Genomic DNA, 26,242 nt, shown 5'->3' on the forward strand with positions numbered 1-26,242 from the left:
TCAGCTCGCTTTGGTTACTGAAAGGCCTGAACGGCGCAGAGCAAGCGCAAAGGCATCAGCAAGGTTGGCCTTGGTGACAATACCTTCAAGATCGAGCCCGAGGTGCACGATGGTCTGGGCGATCTGCGGCCGCACGCCACTGATAATGCAATCGGCGCCCATCAGGCGGATGGCCGTTACGGTCTTCAACAGATGCTGCGCGACCAGCGTATCGACTGTCGGCACGCCAGTGATGTCGATAATCGCAATTTCTGAACCGGTATCCACGATGCGCTGCAACAGCGACTCCATGACCACCTGGGTGCGCTGCGAGTCCAGCGTACCGATCATTGGTAGCGCCAGCACGCCATCCCACAGTTTCACCACGGGCGTCGACAGTTCCAGCAATTCTTCCTGCTGACGCTTGATAACCGCCTCGCGAGCCTTCTGGAAGGTGCGCACGGTGTGCAGCCCCATCGCATCAAGCAGTTCGGAGACCGCAGCGATATGGTTGGTCAGCGTGGCCGGATCGACCGAGGTCTCGCGTTGGAACAGATCAAACAGCGGACGCTTGAGCGAGAATATGAAACTGGCGGTCTGCTGCGCATCGAGGCCTTGCAGAGCACGGCTATGGGACAACGCTTCGAGGAATTCGCGAGCCTCGGCCCAACCAGCGGCACCCAAGTTATCCATTCCCGACTCGGCAACCCCTTCGCTGAACAGCTTCAGGAAATCACCCGTTTGCTTCTTCAGTTCATCACCACGTACACCACGAGCCGCCCCGCTCTCTTCCAGGTTGGCAAGCCACGCCGCTTGTATAGACGACTGCTGCCCCGAGAGCGCGTCGATGATGCTTTGATCCATTTGTGACATTCGTCAGTCTCGCTGCTGAGTAAATTTGACGAATAGTACCTGTTTTGGATCGCTTTTGGCGTTTTCGTCGCGATCAAAGGTCGCAACGGGCTGAACTGCAAATTGGGATCGCCATGACTGACGGCCGTTTGTGCGGAACGGGCAGCGCGGCGTTCACAAGTGAGTTGCGAACATCGGGCGGTTCAGCGCGGCGTCCAGCATCAACGTCGCGGCAGCTACTGCGCTTGGCACTCATACCAACCGAGATACCCAATGCTCAGCCCCTGCTCGAGAGAGAAATGCAGCTCTGTTGCCACGCGCTCTCCCGGTTTCGCTGACTCCGCCTGTCCTTCTCCATCTGGAAACACCTTCATTTCCAGGCCTTGTGCAGTAAACGCGAGCCCTTTATTCAGGTTTTCATAACCGGGATTCTGGTCTGCTGACAGCTCCACCAGCCGGCCGTGAATTTTCATGACGGCACGATATCTCTCGTTCTTCGCAGCGTTGCTGGCGGCCAGTACCGGAGGGCTCTCTGCGGTGTATCTGTATTGGCAATAAGGACCATCCCCCAGCACCTTCTCGATTTCGGCACGTTGCATCGTCTGGGGATCGATCGTGGGGATATCAGGCGAGTTGACGGCTTGTTGCGCCCCCACTACCTCTGGAGGCGGCGCCTGCATCATTGAATTGTCCATACCATCCCGGGAGGCAGGATCGTCGCATCCAGCCAGAAAGGCGGCGCTTAGTGCTGCGGCCGCAAGAAACAGACTGGGCCGAGTACGGTACGCGGAAGCCATAAGCATCAGTCTGCCCCCTCCAGGTCGCGAATGAGATATTTCATTTCCGAGATTTCGCGGCGTTGCGCGTCGATGATTTCATCGGCCAGCTTTCGTACTCGTGGGTCCGTAATCTGCGCACGCTCGCTGGTCATGATTGCTATCGAATGATGAGGAACCATAGCTTTCATATATTCGGCATCGTCGACGGTAGCCTGGCTACGTACCAGCCATAGGGCGGCAACGAAAAGCACGGCGCTGCCCGCGTAGATGGCGATATTCACCCCTTTTTTCTGGTACATATTGAGCATGAAGCTGAGCATTACCACTGCCATGACAGCGCCCATCAGAAGCGCCATCCAGGCTCTGGTTTCGCTCCACAGGACATGTTCGAGCGCGTAGGTGTTGAGGTACATCACCCCATACATGATGATCGTGGAGGTGCTGACCATTGCGCCGAAACGCCAATACGACATATTCATATGGTTTCCTTTAGTGTCTCTGATCTACCGAGTCGCCCATGTCAAAACTGGCATATTCATCAGCCGTCATTCCAGGCAGCCGTGCGACAAAGGCTGTGATTTGCCACATATCATCATCACTATGAGTCGACCCAAACGCAGGCATGCCGCTCATGCGCACGCCGTTTTTTACCAGCCAGAATATTTCATTGGGCTTCCATTCAGAAACAACGTCTGGAAGATGCGGAGGCCGCGGCAGCATGCCCTGAGACCACTCACTTTTTTCAATTCCTGGAGCGCCGTGGCAGTGTTCGCACATTGCTTGATAGCGTACCGCTCCGCCAGTAACCATCGCGTCGTCCAAGGCAGGAATGTCAATGGACTCTGCTCTGTCGACCACAGCGTTTTTCATGGTTGTTTCGAACGCCCAGCGTACGATGGGCTGATGGTCCCGGGACGCCCCTACATTGTAGGCACCCGAATAAACGACCCAGATGATGAAAACCAGGGCGACTAGAATGAACGCCAGAATTCCGGCGATAGCTCCGAAAGCTGACTGTCTGGTTTTCGCTTGCATTGCATCACCTCTTGTCTAGCTTCACAGAGCCGCCCCTGTTAGGTGACTCGCGCAGGATGATGAGGTTTCATCGATTAGGCCAAGCTGACAGAAATGTAATATCTCGCCCCTGATAGCTACGCCAGAGATCGCGACCCGTCAGGGTGATCAAAAGCGGCTGGCGTCCCGGCGAGACTTGGTGACTGGTTTCGAGGGCAAGCTGGCCGATTTTTATATTCAGCTCTAAAACCACATGCGCACGCCAGCAACAAACCGCGCTTCTTCTGTATTCTCACCTTCCTGCCGGGCGATATCGGCTGTTTCACCAAAGGACCGCCCCCAGCTCACGCCGATATAAGGCGCAAACTCGCGGACTATTTCATAGCGAAGACGCAGGCCAGCTTCCACCTCACTCAAACCGGAGCCTACCCCGCGCGCGGTATCATCCTTGCCATAAAAACTCAGCTCGGCGACCGGCTGCAGTACCAGACGGTTGGTCAGTAGGATGTCGTATTCGCCTTCCAGGCGGGCAGCGGTTTGCCCGCCTTCACCCAGATAGCCGGTCATCTCCATTTCCAAGCCATACAATGCCATGCCCTGTACTCCCAGAGCGGCCCAGGTCTGAGGTGAGCCCGGCTTGAAGTCCTGCCGCACGCCGCCTACCACTTCCCACCAGGGGCCAGTAGCATGCCCCCAAAGCAGTTGCAGCTCCGCATCCTCAGTCACGCCGTTGGTACGCTCGCCTTCGGAACGAACCCAGAGCCGGTCGATGTCCCCGCCCCACCACCCCGAAACCTCCCACGCCAAAGCGCTTCCTGCGTCGGCGTTCTGGTATTCGAGCTGATCAAACAGCAACAGACCGAAAGGCACTTTGTCGTGCACGGTGTGCCCCTGAATAGCCGGAAACGCAGCGGCGCGATCAGCATCCGTCAGGGCCGGCATAAACGCGGGCAGCACACCGTCAGGTCGGTCCGATCCCGACGAGCCGTGTCCCATCTGGCTATGGTCCACCTCATCGTGTTCAGCTGGATGGTGTTGCATCTGGCTATGGTCCACGTCCTGCTGCACCGGTTCGTGATCCATGGTGGTGCCGTGGTGTTCCCCGTGCTCTTCGGCCCCCAGAGCAGCCTGGACGGGAACCATGCTCAGCAGCAGCGCAGCCTTGAGGGCGCTGCGGGTAAAGCTCTTGCGCGTGCAAAGATTCATCGTTGCGGCTCCTTCAGGTTCGCTCATCGACACGGACTTCACGAAACATCCCCATCTCCATGTGGAACAGCAGATGACAGTGATAGGCCCATCGCCCCAAGGCATCGGCCGTCACGCGATAGCTGCGCCTGGATCCCGGGGGCATATCGATGGTGTGTTTGCGCACCATAAAATGTCCGTTCTCGTCTTCAAGGTCGCTCCACATTCCATGCAGATGTATCGGGTGCGTCATCATCGTGTCGTTGACCAGGGTGATGCGGACACGCTCGCCGTACGTCAGCCGCAGCGGCTCGGCGTCGGAGAACTCCACACCATCAAAGGACCAGGAGAATCTTTCCATATGACCGGTGAGATGCAGCTCGATGGTTCGGCTCGGCTCGCGGCCATCCGGATCAGGAAAGGTACTGCGCAGATCGCCATAGGTCAGCGTGCGCCGGCCGTTGTCGCGCAATCCCAACCCCGGATCGTCCAGCTTGTGAGTCGGCATCATCGTCTGCATATCGACCAGCGGATTGCCCTCTTCGCTGGATGGATGCTGCTGCATCGCCCCCATCGTTTCATTGGCACCACCGGCACCGTGATCCATCGTGCTCGACTGGCTATGATCCATATCACCGTGATTCATCGAGCCATGGTCCATCTGGCTGTGGTCCTTCTCCGCCGTCGGTTGAAGAGCGCCGTGATCCATACCGACCATGCCCCCATGATCCATACCCATGTCCTGCATGCTGAGCTCGGGGCGCGGGTCTGTTTCGGGAACCGGTGCGCTCAGCCCTTCTCGAACCGCCAGCGTGCCCCGCGCAAAGCCGGTGCGGTCCATTGACTGGGCAAAAATGGTATATGCCTGTTCGTCCTCAGGCTCGACGATCACATCGTAGGTTTCCGCGACCGCAATCCGGAACTCGTCGACGCTGACCGGATTGACATGCAGGCCATCTGCGGCGACCACGGTCATCTTCAAGCCGGGAATGCGCACATCGAAGTAGCTCATGGCTGAGCCGTTGATAAAGCGCAGGCGCAGCTTTTCGCCGGGTCTGAACACCCCCGTCCAATTGCCATTGGGTGCCTGGCCGTTCATCAGGTAGGTATAGGTATAGCCACTTATATCGGCCAGGTCCGTTGGGCTCATCTTCATCTGCGCCCACATTGTTCTGTCGGCAAGCGTTGCGCTCAAACCGTCGTGCCTTACATCGTCAATGAAGTCACCCAGGGTGCGCTGGTTGAAGTTGTAATAATCGGACTGCTTCTTCAGCTTGGCCATGACGGCCTCCGAGCTTTCGTCAGTCCAGTCAGTCAGCATGACGACATAATCGCGATCGTAGTCGAAGGGTTCCGGGGCCTTGGGGTCGATAACCAGGGGGCCGTATACACCGGCCTGTTCCTGAAAACCGGAGTGGCTGTGATACCAGTAGGTGCCGTTCTGCTTAACCTGGAACCGGTATTCGTACATGCCATCAGGGGCGATGCCATGAAAGCTCAAGCCCGGCACACCGTCCATATTGGCCGGCAGAATGATGCCATGCCAATGGATCGAGGTGTCTTCGCTAAGCCGGTTCGCAACGCGCAACGTAACAGTGTCACCCTCACGCCAGCGCAACAGCGGGCCTGGAATAGTGCCATTGATAGTCATCGCGGTTCGCGGCTTGCCTGTGATGTTCACCGGCGTTTCGCCGATAACCAAGTCAAATTCGGTTCCCGTCAAGACCGTGGGCTGGCCGGGGCTGGTCAAAGCCCATACAGGTGAACGCCACAACCCAAGCCCTCCAGCCAGTCCGGTTGCGACTAAACCTTTGACGAAGGTCCGTCTTGAAGTCTTGTATTGCATGCCCTTATGTCCCGTCGTTATGAACTCGATTAACCGACTGCAGCGAATGATTGGCTTAAAAACGCTTAAATCTGCCATATCTCTACCCGGTGCGTGATTACATTTGCGTCAGGTTTGTTGCGCTTCGGTCGGACAACGCGGCCCGTACGGGCAAAAAAAAGCGCCACAGAGGGCGCGAACATCTCCACAAAAAAGGAGTAAGAACTTGTACAGAGAAGGAGCCCACCCAAACAGCAGTCTCGTCAAGGAAGACACCAGACGAGTATGTCGTCCGCCTGATCGGGACATTACAATTCTGTCAGTTAGATCCTCAGGGTAAAACTTCTCTCCTCGCCTTTGATCACAAGCATGTGCCCGCCGGCTAGCGAGGCGGCACAAACCAACCTTTACAGTGGAGAGACACACATGAATTCCAAATTTGAATCATGCATCCAGGCCTGTAGCAACTGTGCGATCGTATGCCAAACCTGCGCCGCTGCGTGCCTCGGCGAAGACGATGTGAAGATGATGGCTCGCTGCATCAAGCTCGACCTTGACTGCGCGGATATCTGCCAACTGGCCGCTAACTTCATGGCCCGAGACAGTGAGTATGCCAAGGAAGTTTGCCGAATCTGTGCTCAGATCTGCCGCGCCTGTGGCGAAGAGTGTAAAAAACATGAAGCAGATCATTGTCAGCGCTGTGCAGAGGCTTGTATGGCCTGCGCCGAAGAATGTGAGCGGATGGCTGGTTGAGACCGCTTGGCGCGCTCGGGACCAGTACGGGCGCGCCAATCCAGGCGAAATCTGAGTATCGATGATGCGTTAGACGCAACCTCATTACATTTCTGAAAGGAAATGGCTTCCCCCGGCGGAGATCGGCACAATGAGCTATCGCTTAGGAGCTTAATTGTGAAAATCCTGGTTGCAGAAGATGAGCCGAAGACCGGCATTTACCTGAAACAGGGCCTCAGTGAGGCCGGGTTTGTGGTTGACCTGGTCACAAACGGTGTTGATGCGGCCCAACAGGCCCTTAGCGAACAATACGACCTGCTGATTCTGGATGTGATGATGCCTGGCCTGGATGGCTGGCAGGTGCTGGAACATGTGCGTGCCGGCGGAAATGCCACCCCTACTCTGTTTCTCACTGCCAGAGACCGGGTGGAAGATCGGGTCAAGGGGCTGGAACTGGGCGCCGATGACTATCTGGTCAAACCCTTCGCGTTCTCCGAGCTGCTTGCTCGGGTCAGATCCCTTTTACGCCGAGGTAACGGCACCACCGTCCAGACCACACTGACCGTAGAAGACCTTCAGATAGACCTGCTCAAGCGCAGGGCGGAGCGCGGCGGCAAGCGTATCGACCTGACCGCCAAGGAATTCAAGTTACTGGAACTGCTGCTGCGCCGGCGTGGCGAAGTGTTATCCAAATCGCTCATTGCCTCGCAAGTGTGGGATATCAATTTCGACAGCGACACCAACATTATTGAAGTCGCAATCCGACGGCTGCGGGTAAAGATCGACGACGACTACCCGGTCAAGCTGATCCATACGGTGCGGGGCATGGGCTATTTTATTGACGGTGACGAAGCGGGTCAGGGCTAGATGGCAAGGGTCAGACTGTTCCCGCTGGCAGCTTCACCCCGAAGGTAGTGACGCCTTCAGCCGAGGTACAGATGATCTTTCCTTTATGCGCCTCCACAATGGAGTTTGTAATCGCCATGCCCAGACCCGCGTTCAAAGTGCTGCCCTCCCGCCGTGCGCTGTCCACCCGGTAGAATCGATCAAACAGCTTCTCGATATGCTCAGAGGGGATCGTCGGGCCCTGGTTGCTTACCTTGAGTTCCACCCACGGGCCGTTTTTGGAGATGGTGATATCAATGGTGGTGTCGGCCTCGCCATAGCGCACCGCATTCGACATCACGTTGGAGATTGCTCGACGTAGCATGAGGTCATCCCCTCTCACAGGCGCCGGACCATCGCTGTGCACAGTCAGTTTGATGCCTTTTTCGTCGGCAGCGTATTCGTAATACTCCAATACGTTCGAGGCGACCTCCGCCAGATCATGGTCTTCGAAGTCGGGTGTGATCATGCCGTTATCGGCCTTGGCGAGGAACAGCATGTCGTCAACCATCCGCGCCATACGGCGGAGCTCTTCAAGCGTCGAAAACAGCGTGTCTTTGTAATCCGTCGCGTCGCGATCCTTCAACAGCGCGACTTCAGTCTGCGTCAGCATGCTGTTCAACGGGCTGCGTAGCTCATGCGCTATATCGGCAGAGAAGTTCGACAGCCGTAAAAAGGACTGATCGAGTCGCTCAAGCATGGCGTTGAAATTAGCAACAAGTTCGTGGAGTTCACTCGGCACTGACTCGGTTGAAATGCGGGTATCCAGGCAGTTCGCAGTGATGACGGAAGACGTCCGGGATAGTTTGGATATCGGCTCCAACCCTCTGCGTATAAAGACAAAACCGAGCGCGCCGCTGAGAATCGCGCTGACCACCAACGTATAAATAAACCACTGGCGAATCATTTCGTAAAAGTGCGTGCGATGGGTGACATCCAGCGCCAGGTGAATCGTTCCTCCGTCCCCGCCAGACCACCCCGGGATGCGCTCGGTGATGCCACTGTAGCGGTTGTCTCCCAGATCGATGAACCACCGGTCATCCTGTCCTGGGCTAAGCAGTGCGCCCAGCTTCTCGGACAGCTTGTGATGGGAATACACCACCTGATCGCCCTCCTTGATCACGGCAGCCAACCCGAAAGAGGTGTCGATCAGGCGGTTGATGTCCGCCACCATTGCCGCGTCCAGCCCGCTACCGCGCGTGAGAATAGCTTTGACCTGTCCGACTCTCTGATCAAGCAGCTGGGCATCCTGCCGCTCGAAATGGAGACGGCAAAAATAATCGAAGCTGATGGCGGCCAGTGTCAGCACGGCGGTCACGACCATGATGAAAAGAAACGCCATCCTCCCGCGTAGCGACAACCTGCTCATTTCTGCCTCTCGTTCGGTGTTGAGCCCACAGCTGGCGGCTTGTGCGTGGACAGCATCGTATCGTTGCGCCACGCAGCCACCATAGGCCGGGTTGACGGAGTTCGGCAAGCCGCCAACGCTGCCTGGCATCAGCTCGGCGGGTTCTGCGCAGTCTCCCGGCGTCTCAGCAACAGATACGCTGCCGGTAAAACAAAGAGCGACAGCAACGGCGCTGTGATCATGCCGCCAACCATCGGCGCGGCAATCCGGCTCATGATTTCGCTACCCGTACCGCTGCCCAACAGGATTGGAAGCAAGCCCGCGATAATGACTGCTACCGTCATCGCTTTGGGTCGAACGCGTTGCACCGCGCCTTCTCGAATGGCATCCACCAACGCCAGGGTATCGGAGCGACCGGCGCGCCGGCGATCTGCCCAGGCATTGGTCAGGTACAGCAGCATGATGACGCCAAACTCAGCAGATACACCTGCCAGCGCAATGAAGCCGACACCTGTTGCTATCGACAGGTTGTAGTCGAGCAGATACAGAAACCACAAACCGCCAGTCAGCGCGAACGGGAGTGTCGCCATGATCAACAAGGCTTCACTGAAGCGATTGAAAATAAGGTAAAGCAGCACGAAGATGATCAGCAGCGTGGCCGGCACGACCAGTTTAAGCTTTGCGTTGGCACGCTCCATGTACTCGAACTGTCCGGAATAGCTGATGCTCATACCCGGCTCAAGCGTCACCTCTTCCTCTATTTTCGTACGCAAATCGCCCACTACCGAGGCCATGTCCCGGTCACGCACGTCAACGTACACCCAGCCCGTCAGCCGTGCGTTTTCGCTTTTCAGCATCGGCGGTCCCTCGGTCACCTTGATCTGCGCGACGCTGCCCAGAGTGATCTGGCTACCCTGCGGCGTATAGATCGGCAGGTTACGAAGCTCGCTGAGCGAGTCACGCCACTCGCGCGGATAGCGCAAGCTGATCGGGTAACGCGCCAAGCCCTCTACCGTCTCACCGATGTTCGCGCCACCGACAGCGCCAGCGACAATGGCTTGCACGTCAGCAATGTTCAGCCCGTAGCGTGCCGCCGCCCCGCGATTGATGTCGACATCAATGTAACGTCCGCCCGTGATGCGATCGGCCACCGCCGAGCTGACACCTGGCACTGTCTTGGCAATGCGCTCAACGGATTGGGCGACCTTGTCAATTTGTGCCAGATCAGCGCCGTACACCTTGACCCCTATCGGGCTCTTGATGCCGGTGGCCAGCATATCGATACGATTGCGAATGGGGGGCACCCAGAGATTGGCCAAACCCGGCACCTGAACGGCCTGATCCAGTTCCTTGACCAGCTTCTCAGGCGTCATGCCTGGGCGCCATTGATCTTTCGGTTTGAACTGGATGGTCGTCTCGAACATGGTCAGAGGCGCAGGATCAGTCGCGGTATCGGCACGGCCGGCCTTGCCGAACACCCGCGCCACCTCGGGAACGGTTTTGATCAGACGATCAGTTCGCTGCAGAAGCTCAGATGCCTTCCGCGCCGATAGCCCCGGCAGCGCCGTCGGCATATACAGCAGGTCGCCTTCGTCCAGGGGCGGCAGAAATTCTCCACCCAGATGCGTTATCGGCCAGAGGGCCGTCAGAAAGACGAGTCCTGCGACCGCAATGGTGACCCTGGGCCAACGGAGCACCGCTTCGAGCGCTGGCTGGTACACCCGGATGAGTCCACGGTTGATGGGGTTGCGGTCTTCCTCAGGGATCTTGCCGCGAATCCAGTAGCCCATCAGCACCGGAACCAGGGTGACCGATAGCCCTGCGGCCGCTGCCATGGCATAGGTTTTGGTAAAGGCCAGCGGGCCGAACATGCGCCCTTCCTGTGCTTCGAGCGTGAATACAGGAATGAATGACAGGGTAATGATCAGCAGGCTGAAGAACAGCGCCGGCCCGACTTCGATCGCCGCATCGGTGATCACCTTCCAGTGCTCGGCGCCCTCCAGCTTCCTATCGGAGTTATTCTTGTGCCACGCCTCGATATGTTTGTGGGCGTTTTCAATCATCACGATCGCGGCATCCACCATCGCACCGACTGCGATCGCAATACCCCCCAAAGACATGATGTTCGCGTTGATGCCCTGGCGCTGCATGATGATGAAAGCAATCAGAATGCCGACCGGCAGCGAGACAATGGCCACCAGCGATGAGCGCACATGCCAGAGGAATAGAACGCACACCAGCGCCACGATGATGAACTCTTCCAGCAGCTTGTGGCTGAGGTTTTTCACGGCGTTGTCTATCAATGTGCTGCGATCGTAGGTGGTGACCACCTCGACGCCCTCGGGCAGGCTTTTTTTCAGCTCCTCCAGTTTGGCGTCTACGGCGGTAATGGTTTCGCGCGCGTTCTTGCCGCTACGCAGAATGACCACACCGCCCACCACTTCACCCTCCCCATCCAGTTCGGCAATCCCACGGCGCATTTCCGGGCCCAGCTGAATATGCGCAACATCACCCAGCGTGACCGGCACGCCGCCGCTGTCCAGGCGCAGCGGAATATCGCGAAAATCTTGCAACGACTCAAGATAACCTGAAGCACGAACCATAAACTCACTCTCGCCAAGCTCCAGTACGCTGCCGCCTGTTTCCTGATTACTCTCCTTGATCGCCTGCTTGATTTGCTGTTGCGTCACCTCGCGGCTAGCCATGCGTACCGGATCGAGCACCACCTGATACTGTTTGACCATTCCACCGATCGTCGCCACCTCGGCCACGTTAGGAAGGGTCTTGAGCTCGTAGCGCAGGAACCAGTCCTGCAACGACCGCAGCTGGGTAAGGTCATGCTGACCCGTACGGTCCACCAATGCGTACTGGTAAATCCAACCGACCCCTGTGGCATCCGGACCCAGGGTAGGCGCGACACCGTCCGGCAGCCGACTTTGCACCTGGCTGAGATATTCCAGCACGCGCGAGCGCGCCCAGTAGAGGTCCGTGCCATCCTCAAACAGGACATACACGTAGCTGTCGCCAAAGAACGAATAGCCGCGGACGGTCTTCGCCCCCGGTACCGACAACATTGTAGTGGTCAGCGGATAGGTCACCTGGCTCTCAACGATTTGCGGTGCCTGACCGGCATAGGGTGTGCGGATAATGACCTGCACGTCGGACAGATCAGGCAGCGCATCGACGGCTGTGTTCTGCACCGCCCATACGCCCCACACGACTGAAAACAGTGTGGCGAGCAGTACCAGAAAACGGTTGGTTACCGACCAGCGAATGATGTTAGTGATCATGGCCGCCCCCGAGCTGCTCAATCTGCACGATGACCAGCCCTTTATCTTCCTCGCGAACGCCGACGCGAACGCGGTCGCCCTCGCTCAGACCTTCCAGCAAGCGCTGATCTGCGACCGGGAATGGAATGCCATGGTCATGCCGGGCATGTTCAATGTCTTGAAGGGCCCGTGGGACAAGCCGATCTTGCCGTCGTGCAGGCTTGTGATTGTGCCTTCGGCTTGATGCGGTGCCGGCGCCACGGTTGGCTCCGGTTGTTCTGGTTCAACGACTAACCCACGCAGGCTGGCTTCGGAATCCAGCAGAAACTGCCCCGAGACAACCACTTGCTGGCCTTCCTGCAACCCGCTCAACACTTCGGTCTTGTTGCCCGGCCTCACGGCCGGGCTGAACCTCAACCGGACGGAATGTCCCTTTGTCCTCGGCAAGCATGACGAGCGTGCGCCGACCGGTACGGATCAAAGCCTCAGCGGGCACCATCAGAGCAGAATCCTGATCCCGGCTCAGGGTCACGTGCGCCGTCATTCCAGGGTTCAGGCGAAGGTCTGGGTTGGGTAACTCGATCCGGACTCTTACCGTGCGGCTATCCAGGTTCGCCTGGGTTAATACCGCTTCGATGGATCCCTCCAGGCTTTCGCCCTTGAACGCGGGCAATCGGGCTTCGACCTTCTGTCCAACCGCTAGTTGGGCCACCTGAGCCTCAGGAACGGCCACTTCCAGCCAGACGTTTTCCAACCCGTTAATGCGTGCGAGTAACGCACCGGCAGACAGGGTCATCCCTTCCCGAACCTCAAGCGAGCGGAGTACACCGGCGATGGGGCTGGTGATCGTCCAGCTCGACCGCGCTGTGCCGGTGCGCTCGAGTTCCGCGATCACCTCGGCCGGCACACCAGCCAGACGTAGACGATGACGCGCCGCCGCGACCAGCTGCGGCTCGTTCATGCCGCGTAAAGCCAGGTACTCTTCCTGCGCCGCCGCCCAACCCGGCACAAACAGATCTGCCAAGGGCGCATCTTTCGCTATTACATCCTCCGGCGCCCGGTCGTAAACCTTTTCGACGAAGCCACCGCTACGTGCCTGCACGATCGCCACATCACGCTCATCGAACAGCAGGCTGCCGACCGCTTCTACGCTCTGATTGATGGCTTCCCGTGTGACTGGAGCGGTGCGCATGCCAAGGTTTTGCATCACGCTCGGGTCGATGGTGACTGATGCGCCATCGTCTCCTTCATCGGCATAACGCGGTAACAGCGCCATATCCATGAATGGAGACGGACCAGGCGCGTCAAAACGCTCCTGCGGATACATGGGGTCGTACCAATAGAGGACTTCTCGTTCCTCCTGCTCAGCCGCTTGAGCCTGAACGTTACCTGCGGCCAATATGAGTCCGGCACCGCCGACATTGAGTAGCATCGGCAGGCTCATCAGCAGAGCCAGTCGCTTGATAGGAAAGGTCATGGCTGGATATCTCCAAAGGCAAAATACAGACGGGCACTGACGAGTGAGTGGTCGCGGGACAGGTCGACACGCCGCATACGCAAGGTCACAAGCGCCTCGCGTGCGTCGATTACCGAGGTGAGTTCACCCTTGCCGGACCGGTAATCGGCCGTCGCCAGGCGGATCTTTTCCTCAGCAAGCGGGAGCAGCGTTTCATCGAGTCGGGACACTGCCTGCTTGAGCCGCTGCAGGTCAGCGGCATCCTCAGCCAGCTGCTGTTCGTACAGGCGCAGCATGGCCTGCTGCTCCGCATGCAGCCCGGCTAGACGCGCACGCTCGGCGGCGATTCTGGGCTCCTGTCTGGAACCAGGGAAGACCGGCAGATCGAAACTGACACTGACGCTGACCATATCGCCGAAACCACCGCCCCTGCGCTGATATTCCGCGCCCCACCCCCAGTCAGGCCTTTTATCCGAGACGGTTTCAGCGATCTTCGCCTCAGCACGATCACTCATGGGGCCAAACGCCATCAGCTCTGGATGGCGATTGAGGTTGTGGCGATAGAGGTCTATATCGTCCCCCCAGGTTGGCCAGTTTCCGTCCAGCGGCGTGCTTGCGGCTTCGCCGATCCAGCGCCGCAGTCCGGCGCGTGCTATCGCCTGATCCCGCTCGAGCAGATCTTGCTGCTCGGCCAACTGGGCAGCTTCCTGCCTGGGCAACAGGCTGTCGGCCGTCAAACCACGCCCTCCTGCGATTCTGGCTTGGACGGCCTGAGACAAGAGTTGATTTTCGGCATACAGCTGCTTGAAGATCTTCAGCTTCTGTTCCGCGGCCATTGCGTCAATCCAGGCCTGCGCTGTCAGCTGACGAATATTGATGCGTTCAACCGTCTGCTGAGCGTGCGCCAGCGCTGCGGTCGCTTCGGCGGTTTGCACGCGTGCACGCCGCTTGGCCCGGTTGGGCACCTCCTGCATCAGCCCAACCATCTGCATGGTCATTGGCTCAGCGTCCAGTCGCAGTCTGGCTTCGCCTTCGATAGGTACGCTCTGAAGGCCAAGCGTCACTTTCGGATCAGGCAGCTCGCCTGCCGGGCCAATCGAGCTTTGCGCAGCCAGCAGGTCAGCATTGCGCGCAGCCAATGAAGGCGCTTCGCGCTCAGCGATTCTGAGGGCTTCTTCAAGGGTCAGCGCGGCTGAGAGACCTGGCACAGCCAGTAGGCCAACCAACAGGACAGCTGCGGCCGAACGCACCCCGATGATTCGGTAGTTCATATTTGTGATTCCGATGATGTTCTAGCGCATGCCAGCGGCATGCTTCGACCACCCGACCTGACGGGTCAGGCGAACCTGGAAACATGAGCGAAATCAGCTACGGGGAGGATGCCAGACGATATCAGGGGCGCGGGCTGGGATCCGGTCTCGGAGAGAAACTGAAAGGAGTGGGCTTAGTGTAGGCAAACTGAATTCGCCGGACGCTAGCTGGAACAGACTACTGGTTTGACACTCTTCACCGGTGTCGCAAACAGCGCTTCCGTCACCCTGGGTGAGGCACTCCTGGGGACGATTTTCCAGCTCGAGTGTGGCGCTGTGGAAAGCAGAATCCGACTGGTGATCCGCATGAAATGTATCTGCATTTCTCATTTCCGCCGTCCCTCTCAGAGGCAGCGCAAGCAGCATGAGGATAATGAGAAACAGGTTTCGATAGCTGATCATGGTTTTGGCTGGCAGGTGCACAACACCTGCAACAAATCCTTTTCTGAATACGTCCGGCCAGTGGATGCCGCCAAGCTTATCAGGCCCTGCTGTCAGTAAACTGAACCGAAAATTACATTTATGTCAGCTTCGCGATTCGCCGGTCCGATGTCGCCGTTATCAGAGCCAGTCGGTAAAAAGACCGAGTTCGCGGCGAAAGCCACATCAGTAGATATTGCCGACCAGGCCCAGTATTCCTGCTTTCGCCCCAAAAAGGCTGGTCCAATATTTCCATACGATGTACTTCACCGGATAAACAGTGTCTTCCGGCGACCGATGCTCAGCTGAGCTGAGACGGCAGGACAAACAAAACCGCGTAATTCGTATTACCAATACGGTACTCCGCCGGTCCGACGAACAGTGGCTACATTCCGCCGTCGGTGAACGCCCGCCGGTTCAACTTCCCTACCGGTCAAGCCGTCACGCCTCCTTCGGGTCCACCAACGCCCATCAATTTACTTGCCATCATCAGCTCCTACCTGCAATCCTTCACAAACAAATACACAACAATGGAACCTCGGGTGCTCACATGGACGTTATTAGAATCACAAGTACCGGCTTCACCGCAAAAATTCTCGCTCTTAGTCTAACGGCCACCTTGTTGTCGGGCTGCTTGAGCGGAGGCGGCGGCGGATCCAGTGCCTCCCCTGCTTCCAGCGAACCTGCGCCAGAGGTAGAGACTCCTCCCGCAGCGCCAGCTGACCCACTGACGGCAATCACAACCCTTGGCAGTTTCAAGGGCGTAAGCGAAAACGGTATGCGGGTATTCCGGGGAATACGCTACGGTGAAGCTGAGCGCTTTGCTGCGCCCATCCTGGCAAGTTCGCACGATCGCCTCATCGAATTGAAAGACTTCGGCGATGCGTGTGCGCAGCCGGACACAAGCTTTGGTGCATACAGTGCAATCGAAGACTGCCTGTTTTTAAATGTCTATGCGCCTGAGAGTCCTGGCGATTACCCCGTCATGGTCTGGATTCATGGGGGCGCCTTGCTTGGCGGTAGTGGTGGCACCGATTACGAACCAGAGCGGCTCGTGGAGCATGGCGTAGTCGTTGTTACACTTAACTATCGCCTGGGCGCGCTCGGGTTCCTGCCTCATAGTTCGCTGGGCGACACCAACTTCGGTCTTCAGGATCAGCAGCTTGCCTTGCAGTGGGTTCAGCAGAACATCGGCGCCTTTGATGGGGACGCTGACAACGTCACTATATTTGGCGAATCCGCTGGCGGCCACAGCGTACTTAGTCATATCGCCTCACCTTCTGCGGCCGGCTTGTTTCATCGAGCGATCGTACAAAGTGGGTCATATAACGGTGATCAGCTCCCGCTCAATGCGGCTCCAGATACTGTACTGATCGGTGCATCCGAGGCCTTCGACGGAGAAACAAGAATCGGTGCCCCCATCATCCAACGCATTCGAGAAAAATCGCCTGACGTATGTGCTGAGGACACTGCATTATTGGACTGCCTTCGCGCTGTCGACCTGGATACCATTCTCACATCTCAGACAGAGGTTCTGGCTGAAAGACAAATCGAAAGTGTTCTGCCGGTCTATCATGCCGATAGTCGATTACTCCCAATTTCTATCAATACAGCGCTTACCTCTGGCGATTTCAATAAGGTCCCGGTGCTGATGGGCAGCAATCTGGATGAAGGGGACCTGTTCATGCTGATTTCATCTGGCAGCGGTTGGACTTATTCCTTGCCGTCTTCCTATCGCCCTGTTGTCGCCAACCTAATCAAAGAAAACAGCGAACTGGACAGCGATGAAGTTGCCGATCATTACTTGCTACGCGCACGTGCCTTAATTGCTGCCGATCCACTTAAACAGGCCGAACTCGCAAAAAAAGACCTCCCCACCCAGTACGCCTATGATTACGTGTACGCCTACTCGTTGATTGTGACTGATTGGCGCTTTAATTGTCCGAACCAGAAGCAATGGTCGCAGCTGCAGGACCAGGTAGACACATACGGATATTGGTTTGCAGATCGCGATTCAAGCGATATCTATCGGGCTATCCGTGCGGCTACTGGCGTCAATATCCCAGACGTTTTCCCGCTGGGGGCCTCACACGCCTTTGAGCTGCCATATCTACTCAATAACCAGGAGAGCTTCGACCTCGGCGACCCGTCAGGAGCCCAACAGGTACTCTCTGAACAAATGCTCAGCTATTGGGCCAACTTTGCGAAATATGGTGACCCAAATAGCGTCGATGGTAGCGCCGCTTCAGTAGAGTGGCCCCGCTATACGCCGGGCGGAAATGTCATGCGCCTGGAGACTCCCGCCCCGAAAACCGTTTCGATGAGTGATTTTCGTGCTCAGCACAACTGCAGTTTCTGGGATGAGCCGCCACTGAGGAATACCGTCGAATAACGACGTCTTGAAATTAGGGTCAGGGTTTACATCAACCCTGACCCGATAGGACGGATATCGAAGGCTTTGGTTCGATTCGCCAACCGTCAGACCTGCTCAAACTAGTCAAAGCTCGGCTGGCTGAGCAAGGCCGATATACGGCAAACAGTCTAATCTTCCGGCCTATCTGCTGCCTGTTGAGTGGCTTCCCAAAATCTAACCTGCGCGAATTCAGGGTTGCGTTGGTGCAGACGCTAATGCCTCAGGACAGCGACTTATCCAGTGGCGACCCGCTGATGTGGACCGCATCTTATCGGGCTAGGCATAGAGCACATCTAGCCGCCATGTGCCGCTTGCTTGGCCAGCAACTCGCTGCAAGTCGCTTCGCAAATCGTAAGACCTCAGATCAACAGAAGAAGCAGCTTGATCTCATCGTCTTTCCAGAACTGGCTATTCATCCGGACGACATGTGGTTACTTCATCGGCTTTCAGACAGCACGGGGGCTCTAATCTTCGCGGGGCACACCTTTGTTGAGCATCCCTATCTGAAAAAGCCGATTAACCGCGCGGTGTGGCTGTTGCGACAGGAAAGTGCCGCTGGCAGACAAATTTTACAGGCTTATCAAGGTAAGCGCGGATATGCGCGAGATAAGTGATGGATTTGTCATCGCAGCTCTGGATAAGGATATTGGTACCTTTGATACCATGACCACTGCCCTTCAGTTTCATATGTACCAGCCGGTTATGCTGGCCAACACTGGCCAGCTTGGGGGATCAAGCGCTCAAGCCCCGTTCAAGGCACACCATGAGCGGCAGATTGCACACGTGCACGGCAACAATCAGGCAGTAATCAGCATATTTGAGGTGGATCTGCTTGCGTTCAAAAACACGCGTAAAGTCGACCTGCCCAAAGAGAAGAAAGCGGCACCAGCAGGGTTTAAGGGACGAACGAGCGCATGATCTAGACCTATACGAAACGCCAACTGGGAACCTAATGACAATTGACCCTAGCTGAAGAGATAAACTATAGGGCTTGGCTTAGAGCCCGGAATAATGCGGTGCGTCGCCGATCATTCGTGCCACGCGCCATCGACCTGCGCTTGCCGCGTGCCTGGCGCCTGTAAATAGCGCAAAAAGATACCTGGATACCAAACCTTCTATGCGCTGAGAGCGCCTTGCTTGAGTACGGCGGTAAGCAATGATCCTGATCCCACTCACCGCCGAACCCATACCTCGACCCGCCCATTACGCTGTGCGCCAGTTGCTCCGCCCGTTGAGCCAACGGGCATGTAATGCCCATATCCGGTATGGCCCAATACGACGGTGCCACGTTCGCGCAGTGCTTTACTGGCGGACAGGGCACGCAGTTCGGAAATCATCTGAGCGCGAAGCTCGTCGCTTTGCTTGTCTGCAAAGCCAATCAGCATTATGTCGCGCCCCGTTTTACTGGTTTGTTCGAGATATCGCTGAATGCGCATTAAATCTCGGTTGGCTTTGTTATCGAGCTTGGTGCGGCCCTCAGCGAAACGAATGTTCACAGACAGGCGCTGATAGCGCTCAGTCAGACGCTTGAAGGTAACAGGAACGCTGCTGTCCAGTACTGGATCAACTGCAAACGGGGTCTGGGAGAAGAATCCGGATTTGGCCACAATATCTTGCCCTGCCTGGCTCTGGGCGTATTGGATAAAGGCTTGAGCCAAAGCTGTGCCGGTTGTCCCAGGTGTATAAAGGTATAGCCGGCGAGACAGGGGATAGTCCTCAGTAGCCACCGACAGCCGGCTGGGTTTGAGGGCCGGGGCGTTACCGTCAGCGATAGCCAACAGTTTGGCGTTACCCACCGAGGCGAAACCGGCAAAGCCGATGCCCGCCGGATCACCGCTGACATCCATCGACAGTTGGTCGTTTGACTCGTAGCGCAGGGCTTGGCCAGTCAGCTTGAACTTGCCCGCCAGAACCAGATCCTTGAACGTGTCCCAGGTCCCTGAGCGGTCATCGCGGGCGTACACCTGAATCGCCCGGTCAGGACCGCCAACCGCTGACCAGTTGGTAATCTCGCCAGCGAAAATCTTCGCCATGGTGTCTATGCTGAGCTCATCGACCGGGTTGGATGGATGTACCAGAATCGCCAGGCCATCAATGGCAATGATGTGCTCGTTGTCCGCGCTGGTCATGTCAGCTCGTCCCGCCATGGCATCGACTTCATTTGCCTTGATGCGTCGTGAGGCAGCCCAGATGTCGGCGCCGTTGGACGCCAGCGAGGTGAAGCCGGTGCTGGTGCCGTGGGCGGCTACCAGCGCGGTCAACGGCTGACCGTCCAGCGTGGTACCGAGAAGCGTCTCGTTCTCGGTCCCGGTTGCCCTCGCTGCGACAGGGGCTCCACTCAGCTGTTCCAGGAAGCTGGTCACCAGCATTGGAGCGAGCGTTGCGCCAATGGTGTTGGATCCGTGGATTTCCATGTCGTGGGCAACGACCAGCCCGGGTGCAAAAGCCAGAGTAAATCCCAGGTGGCGCAGGAGCCTGCCGCAAACTGATTGCATCGCTAACCTCACATCGGACGTCCATGTTTTAGCGAGCCAGAGTGCGGCGAAAATGTGTCATTCAGATTACAGGGGCATTACGAACATCAGCCAGTTTCCGCCCTGACGATACAGCCGTCTGGTATTACATCCGAGGTTTCGATGAATAGTTACGCTGCGGGTCGGCGGGATGTGTGTTCAATATACCGCGACTTTTGCGATTAGGTAGGGAGACAGCTACGTGATCAGTGTGGTGACGGTGCCGGCCCTAATGAGGTAGGGGGCACAAAGAAACGGGGGCTTATGCCCCCGTTTTTGCGATCAGCTTTTACGGCCGCCGCTGTGGCTGTTCTCGCCACCCTTCTTGCCTGCTTCTGAAGCCTTTTCTTTATCATTGGCGAAATTGCCGCCGCTGTTCTGACCGCCCTTCTGCCCGGCTTCGGATGCTTTCTCTTTATCATTTGCGAAGTTGCCTGGGTTGCCTTTGGCATCATTACTCATGATTTTCCTCCACGTCTCAGGGCTGACTTGAGTATCAAGCGCCTCTATTCAATGGAGGCCCGCATGCTCGATAAGTTCTTGGCGTTTCAGCAACGCCGACGAAAGGATGTCTTGCAGAATCAATATGATATCGTTGAGAAAAAATAGCGATTTTGCCTGGACCAGCATCTTTTTCGAGTTCGTGACCGCCTGTTCAAGCTTGAAGAAATCCCCGTCCAATACCAGCTTCCGCAAAGGCTTGAGCCGAGCCTCCGCATCTGCAGCAAGCGCTCGGTAACGTTCCGCTTCTCCAGAACACTGGTCTGCCTCAGCCAAACTGGCCATTTGACACAGTAGCATGACCCTTTCTTCAACCGCTCTCAGCGTGCCCCACAAGCCTACATCAATCGCCGCGTTCACTTCGGCAATGAGGGTTTTGATTGAAAAGCATGCCCTGTGTGGCAGCGAAACCTGACAATCGAGCCTTCATTGATCTGTACCAGAACGCCATGGCAGTCAGGACAGGTGTAATTGGAAACCTTCCCAGGATTCATCACGCCTGCGCCAAGCCCGTTACCATCAACACTGATCCCGTTTTCGACCCGATGTCGTTCGTTGTCCGGTCGCAGGGCTGCAGCGAGATTTTGACTGTTGTCGTGATGCGTTCCGCAAGCTCAACAAGCGTACCAACGGAGTCGGTTTCAACGTGCTGAATAGCGCTTTTTGGCATGGAGTCGTAAAGCGCTTCTGATGGGGCCTGAACAAAGGCAAGCCCATTCCTGTCCTTGATTGCCAGAGGCCGGCGGTGCCATCGTCCAACGCACCACTCAATACAACCCCGATTACACGCTCTTGAAAAACAACCGAAGCCGATCGGAACAGCACGTCGATCGCCGGCCTTACCCTGCACTCCTTGGGGCCCCTCGTAATACGGATGCCTTCGTCTGTCAATAGCAGGTGGTGGTCCGCGTTAGCCACGTATACGGTGGCGGCTTCCAGCGGCTGGTTGGCATCAACGGAAACGACAGGCATCTCGGTTTCTAGCGAAAGTATCTCTCTCAGTTCGCTGCGCACGTAGGGTGGGATATGCAGCACCACTAAAAACGCAGCCGGCAGGTCGCCCTTCGGGCTGCTCGTGTGTGTCTCGGTAGAAAGACAGCATAGGCAGCCTGTTATGAGCTGCCAAGCCAGCGGACGTGATCATGTGCGGGGTGATTGAGCAGGTATTAGTGCTTCAGGGGTGGGCCCGGTTCTGCTCACTCGCTGGTCGGCACATTGGAACCCGCCGGATAGAAGCAGCGAGCATCTGCTTTCCCGAAAGCGTTTTGGTCAGCGCGCTAATCGTCGTCGCGAAATGTTCTCGTGCGATCGATAACGGAGTAGCGGCTTCGAGAATCATGGGTATCGTCGTTGGGTTGTTTTTCTTTCGGGTTGCCCATTGATTCCATGCGCAGGCCAGCCGGCAACAAGTGCAATCGGTGCCAATTGAACCAAGCCGCAGCACGTCAAATGAGGGAGGAAGCCTTTTCTTTGATGGGCAGTCCCGTTCGGAGGCTTTGTCGGGGGAAGACGTGTGCTTGTGACCGAAGCAGGTAGCGCATCCGTACATCGGCTTTTCGGCTATCCGTGGACGCTCGTTCAGCTGCTTGGCTACCTCATCAAGCCCTATGCTTGCATAAAGCGCGTTGCTTGAAACCGATTCAGAATCAGGTGCAGCAAGTAAACTGCGATAAGTGACAGCGTCACCGAAATCGACAGAGACCAGAAGCGATACAGATCGCTATAGAATAGGTCCTGGCGCGGCGAAAGATTCTGACCGAAAAGAATGGCCATGGTCGTCAGGGCGGCAAAGCCGGCGCCGGACCCGCCTTCAAGCAGGTGGACTCGAGCGAAGAGCATCAAGCTGAGCCAGAGTCCGGCGGCAACGAAGGGAAGGACATCGAAATGGTCCATTAGCACGAATTGTACGACCAACCCCACGTTGCAACCCACCAGTGTGCCCAGTACCCGATTCCAGCCTGCCGGGCCTGCGCCTTTCCAGTTAAGCGGAAACAGCACCAGAATGCTGGCTACCTGGGCGGACAAGCCGCCCTGCAAGTTGAATATCTGGAACACCACGAAGGAGAGTGTTGCCACCGTTGTGGCCAGGATCACCTCATGGCGCTGGTTGGTCAGCGGTTTGCTCGGCAGCCGTCGAGGCTCACGCGGCGCGACGTCGCCGAACAGCGCGTGCATCAACATGACGATGAACAGAGTGGTGAATACCGATGCGATGTTCGAGGCGACAATATCGCCGACATCTGCCGTCGGGTAACTGGCGAAATGCAGCTGCATTGACAGGTTGACCACCGACATTGCGCCAAACAGAAAATTGGCGCCTCGGCTCATCTGTCTGAATAGCAGTGCGAACATGGCAATCACCAGGAGGATCATCGGCACCGGCTTATCGCCAAACATCCCCTGAATGACCAGCACCGCAAAGCTCACTAGCAACATGTTAGCCAGGAATTGCCGCATCACGTGGCCATTGAGAGTTGGCACCATTCCCAGCAGCAGTATCGGCTGTACCACGAAAAAGGCGCCGTAGTTCCATCCCATGTACTTGCACAACAGAAAACCCAGCATGCCGCCGAAGGCGATCCGCAGGCACTGACGCACATCATTGGCTTCCAGCTGTCGCTTACTGACTAGCAGTATGGGTCTCATCGCGGCCTCAGTAGATGTAATGCATCAGGCTGACCAGACGAATCTGCAGACTGCCGAGCAGCTTGGCCAGACCGGTCACCGGATACAGCTGCACGGTCGCGCGGGAACCGGAGGGCAGCTGTTCCAGGAGCCCGGGCGCATCCTGCACTGCTAGATGGATCCGCTGGCGCTGCGCATCACGAACCCAGCGATCGGAGCTCTCCGGCGACGCCAGGCTGCCGTCGGGCAGCAATTGTCCTTGTGATGTACCGGCATCGAGCGCCATTACCCGGGCATCGAATACCCGGCCCGGCAGGGCATCGAATACAACCGCCGCCGTTTCGCCAAGCGCCATGTGCACCAGCGACTTTTCGCGAAAGTCAGCAATGACATCCGCTTCATCGCTGACCAGTGCGGCCAGTGCGCTGCCGGCCGAGGCGTAGGTGCCCGGCTTGACTTGCAGATTGGATACGATGCCATCGATCTCGGCGCGTATCTCCGCGTAGCTCAGATTCAATTCTGCTTGCTCCAGATCATTGCGAGCCTGGCGCAAACGCAGGTTGCTCTCGTCGGTGAGACCACGTTCCACTCGTAGCTGCTCGGCTCGCGCCTTGGCACTGGCAAGGCCCGACTGCGCCGCCTCGTAGTTGGACCGGGTCTGCTCGTAGAGCTGCTGCGAGACGTTGCGACTAGCCAATAAAGTTTCAAGACGCTTGTGCTCGCGCGCAAGCTCGTTGAGCTGCACCTGTGCCGCACGCACCTCGGCTTCCGCCGCAGCCAGCGACGCATCGTAGCCGGCATTGTCACGCTCGGCCGCTTCCAGCTTCAGCTGCGCATCGCGTAGCGCCAATCGGTAGGGGCGCGGATCGATCCTGAAAAGCAGATCGCCCGCACGCACATGCTGGTTGTCAGTTATCGCGACCTCAACGATTTGCCCGCTGAGCTGCGGCGCGACACGAATGACCGGATGGATGACCCGGGACTGCGGTGTTAACGGCATCCATAGATCAGCGGCAAGAAAATAACCAAACATCAGAGCAAACACGATCAGTGCAGCGCGCACCCAGCGGGCGAAAATCTGATCTGGCGTCATGCACTCAGCTCCCCGGAACGGCCCAGCAGCGAGCGTACATTGCGCTCCATGCTCAATAGCACCTCAGCAAACGCATCGAGCTGCTCGGCGGATATGCCTTTGTAGATTTCAGAGCGAACCTGCGCCATGTGATCTTCCAGCAGACGTACCTGTTTACGGCCTGCGGTGGTGAACCATAGGCAGTGAGCACGTCCGTCGGTCGCGCTACGGCGCCGCTCGATAAGTTGCTGCTGCTCCAACTGGTTCAGCGTGCGGGTAAGTGATGGCATTTCAATCACCAGTTCCGTCGCCAACGCCTGCTGCGTGGAGCCTTCGCCAATCTGGTCCAAATGGATCAGCACCGCCCAGCGCGCCTCGGTCATGCCCAGCTCGCCGACCGCCTGATTGATCGCGCTGCGCCATAGTCGATGCACCCGCCCCATGGACGCCCCCATGGAGGGTTTGAGTGTCTGATGCAAAGGCAACGCTGAGTTGGCTGATGTTGTCATCGGGTCCTCCAAGGGTGACCAAAAAGGCAGAAACTAATTAGCACGCTAAGCATATAGCTTACGCTCATGGTGATACTTAGCAAGCCAATTTGTTCACTCGATTGGCTAGAAGGGGATGCTTACCAAGCATTACTTCGGGGCGAATACCGGCGGTGAACTAAACGGAGTGGCTCAAGGTGTTGTACGCGTTTCGCGAGTCCGCTTCTGGCCCGAAAGCGGTCTTTCGGCTTGGGGATCCGAAACGAACCCCTAGGGCTACGACTCAACTCCCCGTTCGATATAGCGTCTACTGCCGACCCGTGGCCAGCTATGCTTGCTCTTCCGACCACCCTCCTCACCTTGCGACACTCTGCCAACAGCAAGAAGGCGCGACACTGGCTTCCATCTGGAATCGGATGCGATTTTGCTTGTCTCTGGAAAGTATGCGAAAGATTTTCTTACTCGGTTGCCCATCTCGGGCCGCGACGCGGAGTACTCATGTCAGATTCAAAAGTGGCTCTGGTGGTTGGAGCTAGCGGCATCATCGGTCACGCGCTGGTGGAAACCTTGCTCGAACAAGGCGATTGGACGGTCCGGGTCGTCAGGCGCAGCTTCATCGCCGACGTTGAGACAATCGACCTTGACCTCACCGATGCTCACGCCAGTCATCAGGCCCTAGCGGCGGCTGGTGACACCACCCACGTCTTCTACGCAGCACTGCGGCCGGACGCGAACCTAGGGCGCGAAGCGATGATAAACGGTGCCATGCTGCGCAATTTGCTGGACGGTCTGAATGCGGCCGGCGCCAATCTCGAGCGAGTCATCCACTACCAGGGCGCCAAGGTCTACGGCGTGCACCTGGGGCCGAGCACGGCGCCATTCTATGAAGACGAAACGCCGCGCCATGTCGGTCCTAACTTCTACTACGACCAGGAAGACCTGCTCCGGGAGCGCGCCGAGCGAGGCGACTTTGAATGGTCGATTCTGCGTCCTGACGTGGTGGTCGGCGATATAGCCGGCAATCCGATGAACATCGCCCTGGTCATCGGCGCCTTCGCCGCGCTCAGCCTCGAAACCGGCGTGCCGCTGCGGTTCCCCGGTTCGGTACGTACCTACCGTGGCGTGCTGGCGCAGCTGACTGACGCGCGCTGGCTGGCACGGGCTAGCCTCTGGGCTGCGCTTGACCCCGCCGCACGCAATCAGGCATTCAACCTGGTTGGCGAACCGTTTCGCTGGGAGCGCATCTGGAACAAGGTTGGCAATGCATTGGGCATGGAGGTGGCCGAGCCGCTGCCGTTCTCCCTCGCCCGGCAAATGCCGGAAATGCGCGATACCTGGCAGCGACTCGCCGAGCGTCATAATCTGAGACCGATCCCTTTCGACAAATTGGTGGGCTGGCCCTTCGGCGACTTCATCTTCAATACCGAGTTCGACATGATCTCGGACATGGGCAAGATCCGCCGCGCCGGCTTCAGCGAGGCTGTGAGTACCGAGGACTGCCTTATCGGCGCGATACGCCGGCTGGGCGAGAAAGGCTACATCCCGACCTTCGCCGGCGGTCACTCATGAAACGGCT

The 26,242-nt window shown here is 57.4% G+C and carries 21 protein-coding genes and 2 pseudogenes; 6 read left to right on the forward strand and 17 right to left on the reverse strand.

Annotated elements, in window-relative coordinates; translation table 11 throughout:
* The 6 genes from G3M63_RS15215 to G3M63_RS15240 form a co-directional block, all read right to left on the reverse strand.
* Positions 1–852 (reverse strand): STAS domain-containing protein, encoded by an 852-nt coding sequence (locus G3M63_RS15215; protein WP_150298812.1) that lies wholly within the window; start codon positions 850–852, stop codon positions 1–3.
* A gap of 215 nt (positions 853–1,067) precedes the next feature.
* Positions 1,068–1,526 (reverse strand): hypothetical protein, encoded by a 459-nt coding sequence (locus tag G3M63_RS15220; protein ID WP_150298813.1) that lies wholly within the window; start codon positions 1,524–1,526, stop codon positions 1,068–1,070.
* Between the two features lie 107 nt (positions 1,527–1,633).
* On the reverse strand, positions 1,634–2,089 hold the full coding sequence (locus tag G3M63_RS15225; RefSeq protein WP_163983655.1) for a DUF305 domain-containing protein: 456 nt from the start codon (positions 2,087–2,089) through the stop codon (positions 1,634–1,636).
* Between the two features lie 10 nt (positions 2,090–2,099).
* Positions 2,100–2,645: a cytochrome c gene (locus G3M63_RS15230; RefSeq protein WP_163983656.1), complete on the reverse strand. Its 546-nt coding sequence runs from the start codon at positions 2,643–2,645 to the stop codon at positions 2,100–2,102.
* A gap of 222 nt (positions 2,646–2,867) precedes the next feature.
* Positions 2,868–3,767 (reverse strand): copper resistance protein B, encoded by a 900-nt coding sequence (locus G3M63_RS15235; protein ID WP_256670028.1) that lies wholly within the window; start codon positions 3,765–3,767, stop codon positions 2,868–2,870.
* 76 nt (positions 3,768–3,843) lie between these two features.
* Positions 3,844–5,655, reverse strand: a complete 1,812-nt coding sequence (locus tag G3M63_RS15240; protein WP_163983658.1) for a copper resistance system multicopper oxidase — start codon at positions 5,653–5,655, stop codon at positions 3,844–3,846.
* 405 nt (positions 5,656–6,060) lie between these two features.
* On the opposite strand from G3M63_RS15240, the gene G3M63_RS15245 reads away from it, so the two are divergent.
* Both G3M63_RS15245 and G3M63_RS15250 read left to right on the forward strand, forming a co-directional pair.
* Complete coding sequence (locus G3M63_RS15245; RefSeq protein ID WP_150298818.1) at positions 6,061–6,387, forward strand: four-helix bundle copper-binding protein; 327 nt, start codon at positions 6,061–6,063, stop codon at positions 6,385–6,387.
* 156 nt (positions 6,388–6,543) lie between these two features.
* Positions 6,544–7,233: a heavy metal response regulator transcription factor gene (locus G3M63_RS15250; RefSeq protein WP_163983659.1), complete on the forward strand. Its 690-nt coding sequence runs from the start codon at positions 6,544–6,546 to the stop codon at positions 7,231–7,233.
* 10 nt (positions 7,234–7,243) lie between these two features.
* Here the strand turns inward: G3M63_RS15250 and G3M63_RS15255 are convergent, their stop codons facing one another.
* The 4 genes and pseudogenes from G3M63_RS15255 to G3M63_RS15270 form a co-directional block, all read right to left on the reverse strand.
* On the reverse strand, positions 7,244–8,620 hold the full coding sequence (locus G3M63_RS15255) for a heavy metal sensor histidine kinase (protein ID WP_163983660.1): 1,377 nt from the start codon (positions 8,618–8,620) through the stop codon (positions 7,244–7,246).
* Positions 8,621–8,748: 128 nt separating this feature from the next.
* Positions 8,749–11,889, reverse strand: a complete 3,141-nt coding sequence (locus tag G3M63_RS15260; RefSeq protein WP_163983661.1) for an efflux RND transporter permease subunit — start codon at positions 11,887–11,889, stop codon at positions 8,749–8,751.
* Positions 11,879–13,345, reverse strand: a pseudogene (locus tag G3M63_RS15265) (efflux RND transporter periplasmic adaptor subunit). Before G3M63_RS15265 ends, G3M63_RS15260 begins: the two are co-directional and overlap by 11 nt.
* Positions 13,342–14,595, reverse strand: a complete 1,254-nt coding sequence (locus tag G3M63_RS15270; RefSeq protein ID WP_163983662.1) for a TolC family protein — start codon at positions 14,593–14,595, stop codon at positions 13,342–13,344. Before G3M63_RS15270 ends, G3M63_RS15265 begins: the two are co-directional and overlap by 4 nt.
* 1,009 nt (positions 14,596–15,604) lie before the next feature.
* On the opposite strand from G3M63_RS15270, the gene G3M63_RS15275 reads away from it, so the two are divergent.
* The 3 genes from G3M63_RS15275 to G3M63_RS15285 all read left to right on the forward strand — a co-directional run bounded on the left by G3M63_RS15275 (position 15,605) and on the right by G3M63_RS15285 (position 18,385).
* Entirely contained in the window at positions 15,605–17,446 is a 1,842-nt protein-coding gene (locus tag G3M63_RS15275; protein ID WP_163983663.1) for a carboxylesterase/lipase family protein, read from the forward strand.
* A 323-nt stretch (positions 17,447–17,769) separates the two neighbouring features.
* Positions 17,770–18,081 (forward strand): hypothetical protein, encoded by a 312-nt coding sequence (locus tag G3M63_RS15280; protein WP_218573619.1) that lies wholly within the window; start codon positions 17,770–17,772, stop codon positions 18,079–18,081.
* Complete coding sequence (locus G3M63_RS15285; RefSeq protein WP_163983665.1) at positions 18,065–18,385, forward strand: hypothetical protein; 321 nt, start codon at positions 18,065–18,067, stop codon at positions 18,383–18,385. Before G3M63_RS15280 ends, G3M63_RS15285 begins: the two co-directional genes overlap by 17 nt.
* A gap of 254 nt (positions 18,386–18,639) precedes the next feature.
* On the opposite strand, the gene G3M63_RS15290 is transcribed toward G3M63_RS15285, so the two are convergent.
* The 7 genes and pseudogenes from G3M63_RS15290 to G3M63_RS15325 form a co-directional block, all read right to left on the reverse strand.
* Positions 18,640–19,962, reverse strand: coding sequence for a substrate-binding domain-containing protein (locus G3M63_RS15290; RefSeq protein ID WP_163983666.1), 1,323 nt, complete (start codon positions 19,960–19,962; stop codon positions 18,640–18,642).
* A 300-nt stretch (positions 19,963–20,262) separates the two neighbouring features.
* Positions 20,263–20,442, reverse strand: coding sequence for a general stress protein (locus G3M63_RS15295; RefSeq protein ID WP_163983667.1), 180 nt, complete (start codon positions 20,440–20,442; stop codon positions 20,263–20,265).
* Between the two features lie 48 nt (positions 20,443–20,490).
* Complete coding sequence (locus G3M63_RS15300; RefSeq protein ID WP_163983668.1) at positions 20,491–20,841, reverse strand: hypothetical protein; 351 nt, start codon at positions 20,839–20,841, stop codon at positions 20,491–20,493.
* 133 nt (positions 20,842–20,974) lie between these two features.
* Positions 20,975–21,519: pseudogene (locus G3M63_RS19785) on the reverse strand (chemotaxis protein CheB).
* A 567-nt stretch (positions 21,520–22,086) separates the two neighbouring features.
* Positions 22,087–23,127 carry a DUF2955 domain-containing protein gene (locus G3M63_RS15315; protein ID WP_163983670.1) on the reverse strand — a complete coding sequence of 347 codons (1,041 nt, stop codon included), beginning with the start codon at positions 23,125–23,127 and terminating at the stop codon, positions 22,087–22,089.
* A 7-nt stretch (positions 23,128–23,134) separates the two neighbouring features.
* Positions 23,135–24,199 (reverse strand): HlyD family secretion protein, encoded by a 1,065-nt coding sequence (locus G3M63_RS15320; RefSeq protein ID WP_150298829.1) that lies wholly within the window; start codon positions 24,197–24,199, stop codon positions 23,135–23,137.
* On the reverse strand, positions 24,196–24,687 hold the full coding sequence (locus G3M63_RS15325) for a MarR family transcriptional regulator (RefSeq protein ID WP_150298830.1): 492 nt from the start codon (positions 24,685–24,687) through the stop codon (positions 24,196–24,198). Before G3M63_RS15325 ends, G3M63_RS15320 begins: the two co-directional genes overlap by 4 nt.
* Before the next feature lie 477 nt (positions 24,688–25,164).
* Between G3M63_RS15325 and G3M63_RS15330 the strand changes: the two genes are divergently transcribed.
* Positions 25,165–26,235 (forward strand): SDR family oxidoreductase, encoded by a 1,071-nt coding sequence (locus G3M63_RS15330; protein ID WP_163983671.1) that lies wholly within the window; start codon positions 25,165–25,167, stop codon positions 26,233–26,235.
* Positions 26,236–26,242 lie beyond the last annotated feature (7 nt).

The organism is Pseudomonas sp. OIL-1, assembly GCF_010669185.1.
Classification (GTDB): domain Bacteria; phylum Pseudomonadota; class Gammaproteobacteria; order Pseudomonadales; family Pseudomonadaceae; genus Halopseudomonas; species Halopseudomonas profundi.

Coding starts and splice junctions, on each gene's coding strand:
- G3M63_RS15215 (WP_150298812.1), bottom strand. CDS start 852: ATGTCACAAATGGATCAAAGCATCATCGACGCGCTCTCGGGGCAGCAG.
- G3M63_RS15220 (WP_150298813.1), bottom strand. CDS start 1,526: ATGGACAATTCAATGATGCAGGCGCCGCCTCCAGAGGTAGTGGGGGCG.
- G3M63_RS15225 (WP_163983655.1), bottom strand. CDS start 2,089: ATGAATATGTCGTATTGGCGTTTCGGCGCAATGGTCAGCACCTCCACG.
- G3M63_RS15230 (WP_163983656.1), bottom strand. CDS start 2,645: ATGCAAGCGAAAACCAGACAGTCAGCTTTCGGAGCTATCGCCGGAATT.
- G3M63_RS15235 (WP_256670028.1), bottom strand. CDS start 3,767: ATGGTTCCCGTCCAGGCTGCTCTGGGGGCCGAAGAGCACGGGGAACAC.
- G3M63_RS15240 (WP_163983658.1), bottom strand. CDS start 5,655: ATGCAATACAAGACTTCAAGACGGACCTTCGTCAAAGGTTTAGTCGCA.
- G3M63_RS15245 (WP_150298818.1), top strand. CDS start 6,061: ATGAATTCCAAATTTGAATCATGCATCCAGGCCTGTAGCAACTGTGCG.
- G3M63_RS15255 (WP_163983660.1), bottom strand. CDS start 8,620: ATGAGCAGGTTGTCGCTACGCGGGAGGATGGCGTTTCTTTTCATCATG.
- G3M63_RS15260 (WP_163983661.1), bottom strand. CDS start 11,889: ATGATCACTAACATCATTCGCTGGTCGGTAACCAACCGTTTTCTGGTA.
- G3M63_RS15270 (WP_163983662.1), bottom strand. CDS start 14,595: ATGAACTACCGAATCATCGGGGTGCGTTCGGCCGCAGCTGTCCTGTTG.
- G3M63_RS15275 (WP_163983663.1), top strand. CDS start 15,605: ATGGACGTTATTAGAATCACAAGTACCGGCTTCACCGCAAAAATTCTC.
- G3M63_RS15280 (WP_218573619.1), top strand. CDS start 17,770: ATGTGCCGCTTGCTTGGCCAGCAACTCGCTGCAAGTCGCTTCGCAAAT.
- G3M63_RS15285 (WP_163983665.1), top strand. CDS start 18,065: ATGCGCGAGATAAGTGATGGATTTGTCATCGCAGCTCTGGATAAGGAT.
- G3M63_RS15290 (WP_163983666.1), bottom strand. CDS start 19,962: ATGCAATCAGTTTGCGGCAGGCTCCTGCGCCACCTGGGATTTACTCTG.
- G3M63_RS15295 (WP_163983667.1), bottom strand. CDS start 20,442: ATGAGTAATGATGCCAAAGGCAACCCAGGCAACTTCGCAAATGATAAA.
- G3M63_RS15315 (WP_163983670.1), bottom strand. CDS start 23,127: ATGAGACCCATACTGCTAGTCAGTAAGCGACAGCTGGAAGCCAATGAT.
- G3M63_RS15320 (WP_150298829.1), bottom strand. CDS start 24,199: ATGACGCCAGATCAGATTTTCGCCCGCTGGGTGCGCGCTGCACTGATC.
- G3M63_RS15325 (WP_150298830.1), bottom strand. CDS start 24,687: ATGACAACATCAGCCAACTCAGCGTTGCCTTTGCATCAGACACTCAAA.
- G3M63_RS15330 (WP_163983671.1), top strand. CDS start 25,165: ATGTCAGATTCAAAAGTGGCTCTGGTGGTTGGAGCTAGCGGCATCATC.